The following is a 17,863-nucleotide window of genomic DNA, read 5'->3' as shown; positions in this document are numbered from 1 at the left end:
GGACTCCTTCACTAGTCAGGTAGCTCGCAGCGCGGGTCGAAGATGTCGCGCAGAAGGCCCCATGCTGCCTCTCCAGCGGGGGGCGCGGGGGGCAGAGGACGCTCGGCGATCCGTGTGTACACCTCGGCTGGTGGGCGCCATGAGTCGCCCGCGCGGACACGCCAGTGCCGAAATGCGTAATATCTGCTCTCGATGAACTTGGCCATCACCTCCTGCTCGGTCATCCCATCGATGACGGCTTTCTGCCTCCGCACCAGGCGTACCAGGTCGGTGCGTAGGGCGCTGACCGACCCAGAGCCGGCGACGTCGGCATCGTCGATCATCACCCGGACCGCCCGCGTGGACTCGAGCAGTGGACGGTCGTGTAGCAGGTGATTGAAGATGTCGATCCGGAAGGTGTCGCTCGCATCGTGCGCGGAAAGGCACCTGATCGTCCGACACGGTGGTTCCGGCAGTTCCGGCCAGAGTTCCCCCGGTGAGATGTCGAAGAAGTCCCGCACCACCAGGACCTGCGGCGTACCGTCCGGACCTGTGACCGGGTAGGGGCCGTGGATCACGAACGCGATGTCCGTCCAGCCGTAGAAGTGCATCGACCAGACCAGCGCCTGCGCGGCCCCGGAAAGCCGGAAGGCGGCCTGCGCCGACTCGACTGAGCCGTTCACCGGCGTCCAGCCGTCGCCCTCGGCAAGCGCCTGCGCCGCGTCAGGGGTCAGCAGCCGGTGTCCTCCGTCGCGACAGAAGACGTCTCCGGTCTCCCGCTCGGCCAGGCCGCGCAGGAGGCTGGTGGCAACCTCGACACGGACATCGCGGGAAACCTTGGCCGCCTTCATTCCTGGCACCAAGTCGAGCATGAGTGACTTGGCCGAACTTGCGCTGGGGTACAGGCCCGCCAGGTCGGCGTCGGTGACACCGGCGGACCGGAGGTCGGTGTACAGACGGACCAGGTCGCTGGCCTCCAGGTCCTCGTAGAACGGGCCGACCTGTGCCACGTGCATGGGCCAGGGCACGATCTCCCCGGCGTGCGCGAAGGCGACCCCGACGGCGTCGAGGAAGGCGTCGATTTCCGCCATCAGCTCGTACCTCCTAGTTGGTCGCCGCTCGCGAGTGGACCGGCGAGCGTGGTGATCGGGCGAGTCTGCAGGGCCCACAGCCCGCGTTCGTCGACAGCCCACTCGACGTCCTGAGGATCGCCGAGGCGCTCCGCCAGCCGGAGCGCGAGCCGTACGACGTCCATGAGGAGATGGTGGTGAGGAACGGCCGGTTCGGTTCGGCGAGGACGCTTTCCGTCGTACTGGATCCGGAGCGTGGCGGCAGGCAGCACCCGGCCACTCAGCAGCGCGTCGGCGAGGCCCTCGGCGTACTCGAGTACAGCTTCCGCCGCGCCGGTGACCGGGTCGGCGGAGAAGCAGACGCCAGCGAGCCGGGGCCGTAGTTGTTCCTGAACCACGACGGCGAGCTCGCTCGGCACCGGAGCCCCTACGCGACGGCCGTACGCGTGGGCCGAGGGGTTGTCGACCGAGGCTTGAACGTGGGCGACCGCAGCAGGCACATCATCGCGCTCAACGTCGAGCACCGACAGGAATTGTCCGGCGAAGCTCGCCCGCCGGGAGTCCTCCACCGCGGCCGAGCTACGGACCGCGAAACGTGTGGTCGCGTCGTGACCGGCCGCCTGCAGATGATCGATAAGCCAGTTGTCGAACGCCGACTGCTGCAATCTGCCGTCGCGCAGCGACCGGTGAGCCGCCGCGGTGACGACACCGCCTCCCGGTACCGCTACACCGAGGCGTATCATCCGGCCGAGCTGGGCGCCCTTGCCTCCGACCACCGCCGGATCGAGCGCCCGCGACAGGTCCACCCAGAGGTGAGGCGTCACCGACGGACGGGGGCGGAGTAACGGCGATTGGCCTGCACCGAATTGTACTCCCAGACCTCACGGTCGCGGACATACAGCGGGGCCTCCGCACGGATCGAAAGCGGGGTCATCGTGCTGCCATGGCTGAACTCCACCGTCACGGCGCCCGAGATGGCACGGCCGATGCTCTCAATGAACTGTTGTGCGGCGAGGCGTAGCCGCCCGAACCAGCGACCCTCCACTGCCTCACGCACCCAGAGCTGGTCGAGGTGCGCCTTCTCCCGGATGGTTTCCGCGTCGACCGTCGCGTTTAGCAGGTGCGCGTGGCACGTGAGCAACACGTGCGCGGCGGGCATTTCACGTGCCTCCAGCACCTTCTCGCCGCCGCTGAGATGTTCCAGACCCCAGTAGCGGCCGACCTGGTAGGCGCCGGCAAGCCAGTTGAGCTTGTCGACGAGGCTGACGAGGTCGAGTGGTACGCCGTCGAGGTGGGTGGGCAGCCCGTGCTCGAACGTGATGGTCACCGCACGCCGGGGGGCTCCGACGTCGGCCCGGGTCCACACATAGAGCTCCTCGGGCACGCGGAACCGCTCCGGGTCGTCGATCACCCCCGCCTCAAACTCTCGGCACCACAGGTTGGTATCCACGCTGACCGACCGATCGGCGAGTTCCGTGATCCCGTGGTCGGCTAGTTCGGCTGCCTCCTGCGGCCTGGGCACCGGCGTCCACTCGTACGGAGTGCCGTAGACACCATCGAAGCCGAGCAGCGCCAGTGAGCCGTTGAGTCGCCGCAGGGTGTTCTGCGAGGGATGCGCCGAGTGCAGGATCGCCTGCGCCTTGTGCCTGTTGGCGATGTCGATGGCCACCTTGGCCATCAATGGGCGGCTCAGTGACGAACTGATCGGATAGGCGCCGAGGTATCGGGCTTGGGCTTGAAGCGCGGGCAGGACGAAGTCGCTGGCGAACTCCTGTTGGACATCGACGACTTCGAGCCGCGCGCCGAGGCGATCGGCACGCTTGCCCAACTCCTCGAGATCACCCTCGTCGCCAACGTTCACGACCAGCGCTACGACCTCGTGGATGCGCGCGTCGAATAGCAGCTTGAGCAGGTAGGAACTGTCCAGTCCACCGCTGAACAACGTCACCACGGGACGGGATGGGTCGAGGACGCGGGCTATGTCGTCGACACACCGAACCAGTGGTGGAGATAAGCCTTCCCCCGTATCACTCCACACAGGGGGAATATTCCATGTTTTCAGAAGCAGCGCAAAGACTAAGATCTGCCGCCGGTGGGCGGGTGCCGAAAGTAGGCCCTCGATGTAAGCTCCATGATCCAAGTCTCGGCGTGCGCGCTCGGCTGGTTGCGCGCCTTGTGCACACGCAGGTCCCACGGGGGTTCCAATGTCACGCCGTCAGCTGATGGACCTGTTGCGATATCAGGCCCGCACGCACCCTGACCGGTTTGCCGTCACCGAGGTCACCGCCGCAGGACCCCAGAGCCTTACCTGGGCGGAGTTTGCTTCCAATGTGGAGGGCACGGCGGGACGTGCCGCGTCGTTGTTTTCTCACGAACCTCGCGTACTGCTGGCGATAGACAACACCGCGTCTTCTTTGACTGCGTTGCTCGGCATCGTCGCCGCCGGTGTCGATGTCGCCGTCTTCGAGGCGAGCAGCGCTCCCCTAAGCGACCCCAGCTCGGTCTTCCACACCACCGGGGCACAGAGCCTGCTGGTGCCTGGTGGTGACCGTCCCGACGGCGCGGAGGGCTATCGCTCACTAGCCATCGAAGAGATCACCGGCGGTCCGCCGGCGACGCAGGGACTCGACGTGCCTACCGGCGACGACGTCACCGTCCTCCAAGCCACCTCGGGCTCCACCGGTGAACCGCGCCTCGCCCGGCAGCCACTGGTCAACCTGATCCGCGGAGGCGCACTCTACCGGGACATCTACCACTTGAGCACTGCGGACACCATCCTCGCCCCGGTTCCCATGGCGCACTCGTTCGGGATGGTGGCAGGGCTGTTCGCCTCGACCGTCACCGGTGCCCGCCTGCAGACGATGACGCGCTTCACCCCTCGCGGCACGCGGACGGCGATCGAGGATGGCGCCACCGTACTACTCGGCACACCGTTGCTGTACGAGCTGGTCGGGCGCACGGTCCGGCCCGCGCGCTCGACCCTGAGGGTGGCCCTGTCCTCCGGAGGTCCGTTGGACGACAGTGTCGCCCTGCTGGCCGGCACCGAACTGGGCGCTCCGGTGCTCCAGGTCTACGGCAGCACCGAGACCGGTCTGATCGCGAGCCAGCGACCCGGCACCGGACCGTGGCCACCGGGCTGCGTCGGCACCGTGGCCCCCGGCGTGGACCTACGGGTGGCACCACCCGCAGCCGGAAATGCGCCGGACGCCGGAGTCGAGCTCGCCGTCCGCACGATGACGATGTTCCGGGGCTATCTCGACGGCCGACCGGACCGCGTGGACCAGCACGGCTACTACGCCACGAATGACGTCGCGACGCTGGACGAGGCCGGCAACCTGCGGCTGCTGCGGCGCAAGGAGTCCTTCATCAATGTCGGCGGTCGCAAGGTGAACCCGGTCCGGTTGCAGCGTTTGATCCAGGAGCATCCCGACGTGGTGGACTCAGCGGTATACGGCGCCGAGGCACCGGGTGGTGAGGAGGTCCACGCGGCGGTCGTCCTGGTGAACGGCGGGCAGCTCAGTACGCTCCTCGCGCACTGCCGTGCCCGACTCGCCGACTACGAGGTGCCGCACACCGTTCACGTTGTGGCGGCCCTACCCCTCACCGGCATGGGCAAGATCGACCGCAACAGACTGCCTGGCCGGCCGACCACCCTCTCCCCCAGCGGCGGACGGTCGTGAACGTTCTCCTCGTATGTGGCGGCTACTCCCCCGCCACCGCCGGCGCCGAAAGGATGGCGTGGCACACGGCGGACGGGCTACACAGGTCAGGACTGACAGTGCAGCTGCTTGTCGACGACGTGGCGCCCGGCTATCAGGGCACGGTGCCGGTGCTGGGCGCACCGGCTGCTACGGGGGATGATCCGCCTCCCGAGCCGTCATTGCCGTGGCAGCCCGAACTGGTGCACGCGTTCGACCTGGCCCGACCGGCGATGGTCCGGTACGCCATGGCGCTGGCGCGACACTGGCAGGTACCGTTAGCGCTCACTCCAGCGACGGTCCGGTCACTCTGGCCCGACCAGGAGTTCGCCGAGGCCGCCTGTGCCGCAGCCGACGTCCTCTTCGCCCTGACACAGCAGGAGGCCGAGACGTTCCCAGTGCCCACCGGTCGGCGCAACCGGATCCACATCGTGCCGCAGGCACCGAGCCTCTCAGGGGTGCCGAACCCGGCGTCGGTGCGCGCCCTGCGGGAACGCGGTCCCGTAGTGTTGTTCCTAGGGCGTCGCGGCCGCCTCAAGGGCTATCCAGAGCTGCTCGACGCGGCTCCGCTGGTTTGGCGTACCGTACCGTCGACAACCTTCGTCGTCGCCGGGCCAGCCTGGGACGACGATATCGGGGGACCACCTCGCGAGAGCCATCCGCCCGACCCCCGGTTCGCGGACCCTCGGCTGGTCGACCTCGGCATGGTCGACGAGCAGACCAAGCTCGACGTGCTCGACGCCTGCGACGTACTTTGCCTGCCCAGCCGAGCCGATGCCTTTCCGCTGGTGTTCGTCGAGGCGTGGACACTGGGCCGGGCAGTGGTGACCGGTGACTTCCCCGGTGTGGCGGGCGTGGTGCGCCACGAGGTGGACGCGCTGGTCACCGCAGTGAGTCCCGAAGGGGTTGCCGAGAGCCTGATCAGGCTATTGACCGACCACGCCCTTCGTAGCCGACTGGCGGCAGCAGGGTACGAACGGGCCGCTCGCTGTCTGACCTGGGAAGCGGTGGCCGAGGCCGTTGCGGCGGGCTATCGAGAAGCGATCCAGCTACCGCGAGGTGCACGATGAGCAGCGACGACGCACTTCCTGCCCCACCGAACTGGAGGGTGGTGCTGGCCGACACTACCGTCGGTGCCGAGGAGATCGCAGCGGTCACGGATGTGCTGACAGGCCGGTGGCTCTCCACCGGGCCGGTGACCCGGGCGTTCGAACGGGAATTCGCCGACACGCTCGGCGTCGTTGACGCGGTGGCCGTCAACAGTGGCACCGCTGCGCTTCATCTGGCCCTGATTACGCTTGGCGTCGGCCCCGGTGACGAGGTAATCATGCCAGCGCTCACCTTCGTGGCGTCGGCCGCCATGACCGTCGCCGTCGGTGCCACGCCGGTATTCGCCGACGTCCGTTCGGCCCACGATCTGACCATCGATCCCGCGGACGTGGCGAGGCGGATCACCGGGCGAACCCGAGCAGTGGTCGCCATGCACTACGGAGGGTATCCGGCCGACGTGGATCGGCTCGTCGCGCTCGCAGCGAAGCACGGCGTCGCCCTGATCGAGGACGCCGCGCACGCGCCAGCCGTACGGTATCGCAGTGACCAGGTGGGCACGGGAGCACTCGGCACGTTCGGCGATGTTGGTTGCTTCAGCTTCCATCCTGCTAAGAACCTCACCACCGGCGAAGGCGGAATGGTGGTCGCCCGCGACCAGCAACTGCTCGCCGAGTGTCGCGACCTGCGTTCGCACTGCATGACAGCGCCGACCTGGGATCGGGACCGAGGGCTAGCGACCGGTTACGACGTGACCGGAGTGGGCTTCAACTACCGGCCATCGGAGATCGCTTCCGCGATCGGCAGGGTGCAACTGCGCCGGCTGGCGGCTGACCGGGCCACCCGCGCCAGGTTGGTCGCCGAATACCGCACCCACCTTGGTTCGATGCCGGATCTGGTGCTGCCATTCACCGGTCGTGATGACCTGGACACCGCGCACCACCTGTTTGTGATCATGCTGCCGCCGGGCGTCGACCGAGCCTGGTTCAGAGCGGCGCTGCGCGACGTCGGTGTGCAGACTTCTGTCCACTATCCGCCGACTCACCAACTCTCGTACTACCAGCAGAGGTGGGCGGCCGACGTCACCCTGCCGGTGACCGACGCGACCGCGGATCGGATCGTGTCCCTACCACTGCACGCGCGCATGTCCGCCGGCGATGCCACCTACGTGGCACGTGCCGTCGTCGAGACGCTGAGAGGGTCCGGTACATCGTGACGTTCCACATCGAGTCGGGTACGTTGCGTCGCGACGGCCAACCCTTCGTGGCTGTCGGCGTCACATACCACCCCCGCCTCGTAGGTGCCCGGATCTGGGTGGACTGGCAGCCTGACCTCATCGACGATGACCTGCGGCAGATCGCGGCGAGTGGACTGAACACCGTCCGTGTGTTCGTGTTCTGGCGCGACCTGCAGCCCCTGCCGGACATCATCGACAGTCGAGTCCTCGATCGGGTGCGGACGTTCGTGCATCTGGCCGCGACCCACGATCTTGCTTGTATCCTGTCCGTCTTCACCATCTGGATGAACGGTCAGCGGCTTGACCTTCCGTGGCGGCACGGCCGCAGCCTGTGGCGGGATACGGATCTGCTGGACCAGGCTGAACGTTGCATCCGGGAGTTGGCGCGCGCTCTCGTCGGGCAGCACAACGTGCTCGCGCTGGATCTTGGCGACGAGATCCGCAACGTCGATCCCACCGAGGCCGATCAACTCTCTCAAGCCGACGTAGTGGCCTGGCAGAGCCGGATGGCGGCCGCGGCACAGGCGGAACTTCCGGGCGTACCCGTCACACAGGCCAACGACGTCTCCGGAGTCCTGGGCAATGCCGCGTTCGGCCCGGACAACAGCGTGGGACTCGACCTGATCGCCGTCCACGGGTGGCCGATGTGGTCCCCCGGCGCCATCGAGTCAACAAGCTCCGTCAAGGCAAGCCAACTCTCCAGCTTCCTGGTCCGCTACGCCCGTGCGCACGGCCCGGTGCTACTTGACGAGATCGGCGGCTACGGGACCGCCGATGAGATCCTCGCAGGTTATCTACGCACTGCTGGCGCTTCCGCGCTGGCCGCTGGGGCAGTCGGCGCCATCGCCTGGTGCTGGCAGGACATCGCGGCGCGGACGGAGCCCTACCAGGAGCGCCCCGGTGAGCGGCATGCCGGCCTGATGCGCCTGGACGGTACGCCGAAGCCCGCCTTGGCGGCCTGGCGGGGCAACGCCGAGCTGGCTACGGCCCTGGTCGGCTTCCGGCCCGACCCACCCGAGGTAGGGCTCTACCTGCCGCAGCGGATACGCGCGACGGCCACCTCCTACCTCGACGCCCCCGTCGGGACAATCGCGGCCTTCTACGCCCATCTGCTGCTTGCCCGCGCGCACTTGCCCTACGCAGTGGTGGCTGGTACGGACGCCGACCTGAGCCGCTACCGCCTGATGATAGTCGCGTCCACGGCCCGATTGACCCTAGCCGACCGGGACCTGCTGCGCCGGTACGTCACCGATGGCGGCACTCTGTACGTGTCCGTCGCCGACCACGTACATGGCTGGCCCGACGAAGACCTCTCAGGCGTGGGGCCACTCGACTTCTCCCTGATCACCGCCGGCGCGCGAAACCTCAGCTGGGACGACGACCGCTGGCAGCTCCACTGGGACCTGCCGGGACTACGCCGGGTCGACATGCGCCCCACCACCGCTCGGGTGGTCGCGCGTTACACCGACGGCACACCGGCCGCGACGGTGAACCAGGCCGGAGCCGGCCGGGTCATCGTGTCTGGCGCACCTATCGAACTCATGCTCAACCAGCCGGGACGGCTCGACGAGGTGCCATGGCACACCTTCTACCGACGAATTGCGGCGGCGGCCGGTGTCCAGCCCGTCGGGGCTGCCGGGCTGGCACCTGACCTGGAGATCGTATCCGGCTGGCACGGTGACGACCGGCTCACTGTACTGATCAACCACAGCAGCGGGTCGATGCCGGTACCACTGCCGCCGCTGGGCTACCCGACGCGGGAGACGCTGCCGCCGAAGAGCTGGGCGCTAGTCGAGAACGGCCGGCTCGCCCGGCGCTGCCCCGCCCCCGACACAGGAATCAACTGACCGCCAGCACTCCCGAGCTGTCGTAGTCTCGAGCCAGGTCGGCGATGACCGTTGAACGCCGCTCACGCCACCAGTCGGCACCCACCAACTCGGCGCCGATCCGGTCGTAGGCCGCAACGGTGCGTTCTACCAGCGGGCTATGTCCGCGTCGCTCTCGCCCCAGTCGGTCCAGCCACTGGGAACGGCACGCGCAGCTGTGCCGGCTCAGTTCCAAGATCACGCTGTAGTCGCCACCTGCGTTGAACTGGTCGAGCGCGCGCACCACGTCAGCCTGGCAGTCTGGACAGGTAACCGGCGCTTCCCGCAAGGGGTCGGAGACCTGTTCGCGGCGGCGCGGATCGGTGGGCGTGGTCGAGTACCAAGACAACACCACCGACCTCGACACCTCCGGCCCCATTCTGCGCAACGCCTCGACCAGCGCCCACAGCGACGGGGTCTGGAACAGCCCACGTTCCCACAGCCACTCCTGCAGGGTCCATCCCTTGACGTTGGACGGAAAGAGCACGCAGATGTGACTGCCGTTCTCGAGCGCCCAGTTAACGCTGCCGACCGCCGACTCGATTGCCTCCTCCTCGGTCAGGAACGGCGCACCCAGGAGAACATTGCTGACGGGGAAGGCATCGTAGCGGCGCAACAGCGCAGTGGCCGCCCGATAGGCGTCGACGCTGAGCGACTTGCCGACGCAGTGCCGCTGGATCCACGGGTCCGCCGACTCCAAGCCAAGGTTGATGAAGAATCGCTTACCGGCGAGGCGTTCGACGGTGACGGCTATGCTCTGTTCGGTCAGCATCTCCGGGCGAGACTCGCAAGAGAAGATGCTGGCGGAGGTCTGAGCGGCCATCCCGAAGATGGCCTCCCGGGCGACCACCGGCACCTCCGCCGGGTCGAACATGTTACCCAGGGGCGATATGCCGAGGGCGTCGTAGTCGTCGTGCTGCCCCAGCGCCTCCCGGACGCTCTCCACCATACGGTCCAGATCAACCCGCTCCGCCGCCGCGTAGTTGCACATGGTGCACTCGCCGGCACGGTCATACCGGCACCCGAAGGAGCGGAAGAACACGTACGTCAATAGCCTTTCCTGCGCCGGACGTGGATCCATCACCACCCGCTGGCGACGTACGGTGTACCGCCACGACTCCTGTTCCGGGGGCCGACGGGCACGGATCAGTGTGTTAGCTCGACGAAGCAGCATGTTGGTCTGCAACATGTGGACCTCCTACGGGAGTGGATTTGCTCCGGATCAAAGCCCGTGGCGCTCGGCCATGAGTTGTTCGCAGGCCGCCCGCCAGACCTCGCTCACGGGTTCAGCCGCAACCCCGCCGGGCGGGGCGGGATCAAAGGGCTCTGTCACGGCGTCGGACAAGAGGTCGGACAGCGGCACCTCCTCACAGAGCGGTAGGAACGGCTCGAACCAGGAATCGCCCGACCGGTCCGCCGACACACGACGCAGCCACTCTTCGGCGGGCACCCGCTCGATCGGTATGCCGTGGGCAACGAGCAGTTCCCACGCCGCCGGCCAAGGCAACCGCACTGGGTTGACCAGATCAAGGTCCTCAGCAGGCCGATCCGTGAGAACGTTGGTGGCCACCACGCGTGCGACGTGGTCAGCGGATACGACGTCCAGAGCGCCGGTGAGTTCCGGGGCGATGCCGAGACGTACACACTCGCGCAGGAAGCACTCGAGCATGCCTGGCCGGTCCCGCCTGCCCACCAGCCGACCGAGCACGAACCCCGGGCGGTACACGCTGGTCCGGTAACCCGCCGCCGCCAGGTGTCGGACGACCTCCTCGGCCGCCGCCTTCGACTGGTTGTAGCCACCACGAAGCGGAGTACCGGGCGCCGCCACGGCCGACTGAGTGGAAACGTGATGCAGCGCCTTGCCACGGACCCGGGCCGCCAGCCATCCGAGGGCGGCCACCCCGCCCACGTTGATCGGCGCCAACCTCTCGTACGGATAGATGAAGTTCACCCACGCGGACGCGTTGACCAGCGCGTCCATCGTGAGCGCACGGTCCAGGTCACGGTCTGTCAGCCCGACGTCGGGCAGGGTCAGGTCGGCCGGAACCGGCACCACGCGGTCATCATCGGCTAACGTCGGGTCGGCTCCGTAGCGCAGAAGTGCCGCTCGCAGCCGGGCGCGAGCGCCCTGGGGTTCCGCCGCCCGAACCAGGCAGAGCACTTCCTCCACCGGTCCGGCCAGCAGTTCACGCAGTACGCCCGTCCCGATGGTACCGGTAGCGCCGGCCAGCACCAGTCGCCTCGGCGTGCCTGCCGACGGCACGAGGTCCGCTGCGGGGAACCCCGGGGAAGCTGCACCACCTCGGGCAGCCGCGTCATCCGTACCCGCCGGACCCTCGGTGAGAGCCCCGCAGAGGGCGCGGACCGTGGTGTGCCGCAACACATCACCGACCGTGATGGGCAGGCCGGTGGCCACGCGGACTCGCCAGGCAACCCGCGCGGTCTGCACCGAGGAGCCACCCCGGTCGAAGAAGTCGTCGAGCGGGCTCATCTCGGGCTGGCTCAGGACTTCCCGCCAGATCCCCAGCACCACCGCCTCCAGGTCGCTGCCCGGGGCGGTGTTCGGGCTGTCAACCCCGTGGGCGTCTGGGTCACCGACCGCGGCCCAGTCCGCGACTGCCCTACGGTCGACCTTGCCGTGGCGGGTCAGCGGCAACCGGTCCACGATCCGCCAGCGGGTCGGCACGACCGACGTGTTCAGATGTTCGCCGGCATGCCGTCGAATGTCGTCAAGATCGGCACCGTCGGGACCGACCAGGACAGCAACCAGCTGCCGGCCGCCGTCGCCCCCCGCCGGCACGACGGCCACCTCCCGCACTCGCGGGTGGTCTGCCAAAATCGCTTCGATCTCCACCGGCTCGACCCGCACCCCGCTCACCTTGGTCTGGTCGTCGAACCGACCTAGCAGCGACAAGTGGCCTGTGCGCCCCCAGACGACCCGGTCGCCCGTGCGGTACCACCGGGTTGGCGCCGAATCGGGCGACGCGGCCGGCAGCATCTGCGGCCGCGATGCGATGGGCGGAACCTCCGCAACGAAACGGTCCGTCGCCAGCTCCGCTGCGGCGAGGTAGCCCGCGGACACCGTGGGCCCGCCAATCCACAGTTCACCTGGCAGACCTGGCGGCAGCTCCCGGCCACGCCGATCCCGTACGGACACCAGCACGCCGGGCAGCGGTACCCCGATCGGCACGCCACCTCGGGTGGGGAGAATCGCCTCGTCGACGCGGTAATACGTCGAGTCGATCGTCGTCTCGCTGGTTCCGTACGTGCAATAGAGCTCGCAGTCGTCGGGCAATTGCCGGCGCAGGCGGCGCGCCTCGTCGACCGACCAGGTGTCGGAACCCACCATGACCCGACGGAGGGCGGGCGGCGGGCCACTGCTGTGTTCCAGGTACTCGACGAGTAGCCTGACGACAGAAGGGACGAACTCGCCGGTGTCGACCCGCCACCGCCGAATCAGCTCGAGTAACCGGGGCGGATCGAGGATGCGGTCCCGCTCCGCGATGACGAGCGTGCCGCCGAACCCCAGTGACCGGGCCACGTCGCCGACGAACACGTCGAACGAGAACGGCGCAAGCTGAAGGTGTCGTCCGGGGTGCTCGGCCAGCCCGAACACCTCACCCCACGCCTCGGTCACCGTGGCCAGTGCGGTGACCGGGACGGAGACGCCGCGCGGGGTGCCGGTGGACCCGGAGGTGAATACGGTATAGGCCTCGCCCACGTGTCGGGGCGCTACCAGGCCGGGGGATGCGACGGCCAGCCAACCGGTCGGGCACGGCGCCATGCGATGGCGCAGGTCCTCGGGCAGCAGCGACAGCAGCGACGATGCGGTGGTCAGAACCGCGGACGCACCGGTGAGCTCCAGGATCCGGGCCACCCGCCCCGCTGGCAGGTCATCGGCGATGGCGACGAAGCTAGCGCCGAGGCGGATAACCCCCACCACCGCAACGATGAACGCAGCGGTGCGATCGCCGTGCAACGCCACCCGGTCGCCCGGCCGTACACCAGCTGCCCGCAGTGCTTCCATCACCTCGTCCGACCGACGACCGAGCCGCTCGTACGACACCATCCCGTCAGCGTCGACGAGCGCTGGTGTCGTCGGATGGTGGGCGATGTTGCGCTCGATGCGGGCCGCGAGCGTAGCGGGTCTCGCGCTACCTACCGTGCCGGAACGCGAGGCTAGCCAGTCCGCCTCGCTCGACGCCACCAGGCAGACCGCCCCCAGGTGCGCACTCGGCGGCGACGCAGCGATCTGTCGCAGCAACCGCAGGTACAGTCGGCCGATCCGGTTCACGGTCGTGGGCAGGAAGAGATCGGCGGGATACTCGAGGGCGACGGTGCGGCCGCCGCTGTGGCTGACCACCTCAAGGCTCAGGCTGACCTTGAAGCCCCCATTGTGCAAATACTGGTAGCGGGTGGGTTGGCCACCCAACCGGGGCGGTTGGGCCGGCAGGCTCGGTGCGGAGAACTCGCACTGACAAAGCGGATTGAGTCCGGGTACCCGCTGGGGTTGAACCGCCCGTACCACCCGCCCGAACGAGGCGTCGGCGTTGGTCCACGCCAGCCGCAGCTCATCGGCGCAATGCCGCACCAATTCCGCGGTGGTAGCGCACGAGCCGGGTCGCAGCCGGATCGGCACGCTATGCACCAAATATCCGACCGCCCGATGCTCGGCGGGTGTGCGACGACGGGACACTGGCACGCTGACCAGAATGTCCTCTGCGCCGGTGAGAATCTCCAGGACGACCGCCCAGGCAGCCAGGAAGATGGCGTTCGAGGTCACGCCAGCCTGGTGCACAACAGCGTCTACAGCGGTGCTGAGCTCGCCGTCCACCGGCAGTTGGAGGACTCGACCCGCCGTCAGACCAGGCCGAGGCAGCCCCAGGTCGTAAGGCAGGTCAGCCACGTCCGGGGCATCGCCGATCCGGTCAGCTATCCGGCGCGCTAGACGATCGGTCTCGCCAGACTCCGCAGCGGCCCACTCAGCCTCGAGGATGGCCCCCAGATCCGGCGGCTCCGGGCCAGGCACCACAGCACTGTCCGGCCCGAGATCGTAGTACTCCGTCAGCTCCTCGAAGAGGATCCAGAGGGAGGCACCGTCGCAGATGGCATGGTGCAGCACCAGCACCAGTAGGTGGACGTCGGCGGGGAGCCGGTAGAGGCATGCCCGCACCCGGGGGTGACCGTCGTCGAACGGGCGAGCGACAAGTCGTCCCGCGGCGGCCATCGCAGCACCCCGCGACGCCATCGGCACGACGGGGCAGACAACGGTGACGCCGTCCAGTACGGCCGCCACCGGTTGCCCGGCGGGTGCGGAGATGGTCGTACGAAGTGCCTCGTGCCGGTCCATCAGTCGGTCCAGTGCGTACTGCAGGCGAGCTGGATCGACCGGACCGTCGACCCAGACGGCGAAGGGCACGTGGTAGGAGGGATCGGCCGGGTTCTCCTGCTCGATCAGCCAAAGCTCCTCCTGTGCCGCTGAGAGCCGGCGCCGACGGGCAATGTCGTACGAGGTGTCCGAGCCGACGCTGACGGCCATTTCCTCGACCGCACTGGTCATCGGCGCTCCCCGGCCGATACCGCACCGGCCTCGGCGTCGACCTGCGCGGCGAGGCCGCGGATGGTGGGAACGTCGAGGAAACGGCGCAGCTCCACCAGGGCGCCGGTCTCCGACATGACCGCGGCCAACATCCGGTTCGCTGCCAGCGAGTCGCCACCACAGGCGAAGAAGCTCTGCTCCGGGCCCACCACCTCACCGTCGAGGAAGTCCGCCCAGATGCGTTGGATCCTCCGCTCGAGGGCAGTACCGGCAGCTGGGGCGGTCGGCGGCTGCCGGTGCTGGACGGCGGCGATCACGGCCGCTCGGTCCAGCTTGCCGTTGGGGTTGACCGCCAGCGCATCAACGACCGCCACCTGGGACGGCACCATGTACGCCGGCAGCACGCCACGCAGACTGTCCCGGACGGCGTTGCCCTGCGCCGTGTCGCCGGGCCCGGCGACAGCCGCGAGGAGACGCGCGCCGCCGACCCGCGGTTCTGCCCAGGCGACAGCGTCGCTGACCCCGCCGACAGTGCGCAGTGCCGCCTCTACATGCCCCAGTTCGACCCGACAACCGCGGATCTTGACCTGGCGGTCCCGGCGGCCGGCGAACCGCAGCTGACCGTCCGGCGCGAGCCAACCCAGGTCACCCGTGCGGTAGCCCGTTCCTACGGAGTCGGGCACCTGGTAGCCGCCGACCTGCTCGAGCCGCTCCATCAGCCGGGTGCCCCTGCCCGGCCGATTCGGGGACAGATAACCCAGCCCGACCGGTGCGCCACGCACGACCACCTCGCCGATGCCACCGGGCGGCACCGACTCGCCGTCCTGGTCGACGATGAGCACCGACGTGCCGGCGATCGGCCGTCCGAGCGGCACGTCGGGACCATCGAAACCGGTGATATCGGCGAACGTGGCGTCACCGGCCACCTCCGCACTGCCATAGAGATTCACCAGACGGCAGCCGGGCAGTGCCCGCTGGACCCGGGCGAGTAGGTCGGCGTCGAGCGCCTCACCGCTGAACGTGCAGACCCGCAGGTCGGACAGCACCGCAGCGTCGTCGACCACGTCCAGAATGGTGCGCATCAGCGACGGTGTGACCAGCAGCCGGGTAACCCGGTGTCGGGCGAGAATCTCGACCAGCGCAGGGATGTCCCAACTCGCGGACTCCGGGACCACCACCACCGGCATCCCGGCGAGCAACGGCACCAACGTCTCGGATAGCGTGTCGACGAAACCCAAGGGTGTGCGGAGAGCAGCGCGTTCACCCGCCACGTACGGCCAGGCGGTACTACCCCAGGCGCACCTGTTGTACAGCCCGCCATACGTCCCGGCGGTCACCTTCGGAATGCCTGTGCTGCCGGAAGTAGCGACTAACCAGGCAGGGTCGTCCGGCGACGGCTGGTACGCCTCGACGTAGGACGACATCGGGCTGGGGGCGTCCGATCGGACGGTCGGGCACTCCGTCCACGAGCTGGGCTCGTCCGTGAGGATCGCCGCTGGGTCGCACACTCGCAGGAGGCGTTCCTGATGGTCGGGTGGGTAAGTGGTATCGATCATCAGCAGTACACCACCTACCGCCCAGGTCGCCAGCATCGCCGCGACCGATTCGGCGGACCGCGGCATCCGCACGGCCACCGGGTCACCTGGACGCACGCCGGCAGTGCGCAGCCCCCACGCCATCCGGTCCCGCAGATCACGCAGCCCATCGAAACTCATGATCAGCGGGCCGTCGATTACCGCTGTGGCGTCCGGGGCCCGTGCGGCGGTCCGGTCAAACCAACGCGTCAGGTCGTCGGTAACTGGTACGTCGTCGGTGGACCTCGGGGCCATCACCGCAAGTTGGTCGACCTCGGCAGGGCTGAGCTGCACCGCCTGCCGGACCGGCTGGTACGGATCGGCGGCCACGACGGCGACCAGGTGCGCCAGGGACTCCGAGACACGTCGGACAGTTTCCCCGTCGATCACCTCAGTTGCGTATTCCCAGCGGAGCTGCAAGCCACCGGCACCGCTCGGGATCGCCTCCAGCATCAGGTCGAACCGCGCGGTGCCGGTGGGTACGAGCACCGGTTCGGTCGCGCAGCCCGGCAGGGTCATCGCACCCACATCACCGTCCTGCAGGATGAACACGATATCGACGAGCGGTGTGCGGGCCGGATCCGGCGTCGCCCGCACCTGCCAGGTCAGCTCCTCGAGCGGAACATGCTGGTGTGCCAGCACGTACCGCCACTGCTCGCCAATACTGGCGACAAGCGTGGACACCGCATCTTGCCGACTGGCGGAGAGGCGGATCGGCACGGTATTAGCGAAGAACCCGACGGTGTCGTGGTCAACGGCCCTGGTACGGGCCGAGACCACGGTGCCGATCAAGGCTTCCCACTGCCCGGTTCTGCGGGCCAGGCACAGGTGCAGCAGGGTCAGCAGGACGGTGAACAGCGACGTACCCGTCTCGCTGGCCAACTCGCTGAGCCGATGCACCATCGGGGCGGGCAGGGAGGTGTCCAGGGTGGCACCGGCCTGCGACCGGACCGGTGGCCGACGGCGGCCCGGTTCCAGCTCGACGCGTGGAGGCAGTGGCAGCAGTCGCCCGGCCCACTCCTCCGCGTCGGAGCCGACTGCCTGCCGCTGCCACTGCGCGAACTCCCGATAACCGCGTCTTCGGCCGTCAGTGCTTTCGGAGTCCAGAGCCCCGGAATAGGCTGCCGCCAGGGTGCGGAAGATCAGCCCCATCGACCAACCGTCGGCCGCGACGTGGTGCACGACGAGCAGGACCAGCCACTGCTGTTCCCCGCACCGGTAGGTGCGCAGTCGCAACAGGTTGCCACGAGACAGGTCGAACGGTACGTTCGCGCTGGCCTGGGCCCTGGCCATCGCCTCGGGCCAGTCGGACACGGCCTGGTGGGAGATGTCCGGGGTGACAGTCGAGGTCGGGTTCACGTAGGCGACGGGCGCGTCCTCGTCGTACCTGGTGCGCAGTGCCGGGTGGATGGCAAGCACCTCTGTGGCCGCCCTGTCCAGCGCGGCCAGGTCGAGCAGCCCAGTCACCCGAACCGCGTTCACGATGTGGTAGGCCGCACTGTCCGGATGGTACTGGGCGTTGAGCCAGAGCCTCTCCTCTCCGAAGGACAACTTGCTCGTCGATCCGTCGGTGGCGGTGGACGCGTCGCCGGGTTGCCGGTCGTCGACCGGCGTCACGTCCGCCAACAGGTCGGCGATGGTACTGGCGCAGGCACCATCCAGCAGTGCCTCCAGGATCGCCTCCTCCGTACCTGCCGGAGCGTCGAATCGAGCAGCCAGACATGCCGCCACTCGGACTGCCCGCAGGGAGTCACCGCCCAACGCCCGGAAGCTGGTGTGCGAACTGACGTCCTGGTGACCGAGAACTTCAGTGAAGGCCTCGACGACCAGCTTCTCAGTCACGTCGCTCATCTC

The 17,863-nt window shown here is 68.4% G+C and carries 10 protein-coding genes; 4 read left to right on the top strand and 6 right to left on the bottom strand.

Annotated elements, in window-relative coordinates:
• Positions 1-11: 11 nt before the first annotated feature.
• Genes AB0J36_RS06890 through AB0J36_RS06880 form a run of 3 tightly spaced genes read right to left on the bottom strand, consistent with a single transcriptional unit; the run spans position 12 to position 3,087 of the window.
• The gene (locus tag AB0J36_RS06890; RefSeq protein WP_363660220.1) at positions 12-1,070 is read right to left on the bottom strand and encodes a hypothetical protein; all 1,059 of its coding nucleotides are present in this window, start codon (positions 1,068-1,070) and stop codon (positions 12-14) included.
• Positions 1,070-1,873 (bottom strand): PEP/pyruvate-binding domain-containing protein, encoded by an 804-nt coding sequence (locus AB0J36_RS06885; RefSeq protein WP_363660219.1) that lies wholly within the window; start codon positions 1,871-1,873, stop codon positions 1,070-1,072. The genes AB0J36_RS06890 and AB0J36_RS06885 overlap by 1 nt, the downstream gene beginning before the upstream one ends.
• Complete coding sequence (locus AB0J36_RS06880; RefSeq protein WP_363660218.1) at positions 1,870-3,087, bottom strand: argininosuccinate synthase-related protein; 1,218 nt, start codon at positions 3,085-3,087, stop codon at positions 1,870-1,872. Before AB0J36_RS06880 ends, AB0J36_RS06885 begins: the two co-directional genes overlap by 4 nt.
• Positions 3,088-3,271: 184 nt before the next feature.
• On the opposite strand from AB0J36_RS06880, the gene AB0J36_RS06875 reads away from it, so the two are divergent.
• From AB0J36_RS06875 to AB0J36_RS06860, 4 genes are all read left to right on the top strand, one after another.
• On the top strand, positions 3,272-4,729 hold the full coding sequence (locus AB0J36_RS06875; RefSeq protein ID WP_363660217.1) for a class I adenylate-forming enzyme family protein: 1,458 nt from the start codon (positions 3,272-3,274) through the stop codon (positions 4,727-4,729).
• Between the two features lie 98 nt (positions 4,730-4,827).
• Positions 4,828-5,817 carry a glycosyltransferase family 4 protein gene (locus AB0J36_RS06870; RefSeq protein WP_363660216.1) on the top strand — a complete coding sequence of 330 codons (990 nt, stop codon included), beginning with the start codon at positions 4,828-4,830 and terminating at the stop codon, positions 5,815-5,817.
• The gene (locus AB0J36_RS06865) at positions 5,814-7,010 is read left to right on the top strand and encodes a DegT/DnrJ/EryC1/StrS family aminotransferase (RefSeq protein ID WP_363660215.1); all 1,197 of its coding nucleotides are present in this window, start codon (positions 5,814-5,816) and stop codon (positions 7,008-7,010) included. The genes AB0J36_RS06870 and AB0J36_RS06865 overlap by 4 nt, the downstream gene beginning before the upstream one ends.
• A complete protein-coding gene (locus AB0J36_RS06860) occupies positions 7,007-8,878 on the top strand; it encodes a cellulase family glycosylhydrolase (RefSeq protein ID WP_363660214.1) in 1,872 nt (623 codons plus the stop codon). Before AB0J36_RS06865 ends, AB0J36_RS06860 begins: the two co-directional genes overlap by 4 nt.
• On the opposite strand, the gene AB0J36_RS06855 is transcribed toward AB0J36_RS06860, so the two are convergent.
• Genes AB0J36_RS06855 through AB0J36_RS06845 form a run of 3 tightly spaced genes read right to left on the bottom strand, consistent with a single transcriptional unit; the run spans position 8,871 to position 17,860 of the window.
• Complete coding sequence (locus AB0J36_RS06855) at positions 8,871-10,085, bottom strand: hypothetical protein (RefSeq protein ID WP_363660213.1); 1,215 nt, start codon at positions 10,083-10,085, stop codon at positions 8,871-8,873. The genes AB0J36_RS06860 and AB0J36_RS06855 overlap by 8 nt on opposite strands.
• Positions 10,086-10,118: 33 nt before the next feature.
• On the bottom strand, positions 10,119-14,456 hold the full coding sequence (locus AB0J36_RS06850; RefSeq protein ID WP_363660212.1) for an AMP-binding protein: 4,338 nt from the start codon (positions 14,454-14,456) through the stop codon (positions 10,119-10,121).
• Entirely contained in the window at positions 14,453-17,860 is a 3,408-nt protein-coding gene (locus AB0J36_RS06845; protein ID WP_363660211.1) for a condensation domain-containing protein, read from the bottom strand. The genes AB0J36_RS06850 and AB0J36_RS06845 overlap by 4 nt, the downstream gene beginning before the upstream one ends.
• Between the last annotated feature and the right edge of the window lie 3 nt (positions 17,861-17,863).

The sequence above is a fragment of the Micromonospora sp. NPDC049662 genome (assembly GCF_040675055.1).
In the GTDB taxonomy this organism is placed as follows: Bacteria; Actinomycetota; Actinomycetes; order Mycobacteriales; family Micromonosporaceae; genus Micromonospora.
This window is presented reverse-complemented; position numbering and strand designations above follow the sequence as displayed.

Excerpts from the sequence above, each read along its gene's own strand:
- AB0J36_RS06855 (WP_363660213.1), bottom strand. The coding sequence starts at position 10,085 with ATGTTGCAGACCAACATGCTGCTTCGTCGAGCTAACACACTGATCCGT.
- AB0J36_RS06850 (WP_363660212.1), bottom strand. The coding sequence starts at position 14,456 with ATGACCAGTGCGGTCGAGGAAATGGCCGTCAGCGTCGGCTCGGACACC.
- AB0J36_RS06865 (WP_363660215.1), top strand. The coding sequence starts at position 5,814 with ATGAGCAGCGACGACGCACTTCCTGCCCCACCGAACTGGAGGGTGGTG.
- AB0J36_RS06890 (WP_363660220.1), bottom strand. The coding sequence starts at position 1,070 with ATGGCGGAAATCGACGCCTTCCTCGACGCCGTCGGGGTCGCCTTCGCG.
- AB0J36_RS06875 (WP_363660217.1), top strand. The coding sequence starts at position 3,272 with ATGGACCTGTTGCGATATCAGGCCCGCACGCACCCTGACCGGTTTGCC.
- AB0J36_RS06845 (WP_363660211.1), bottom strand. The coding sequence starts at position 17,860 with ATGAGCGACGTGACTGAGAAGCTGGTCGTCGAGGCCTTCACTGAAGTT.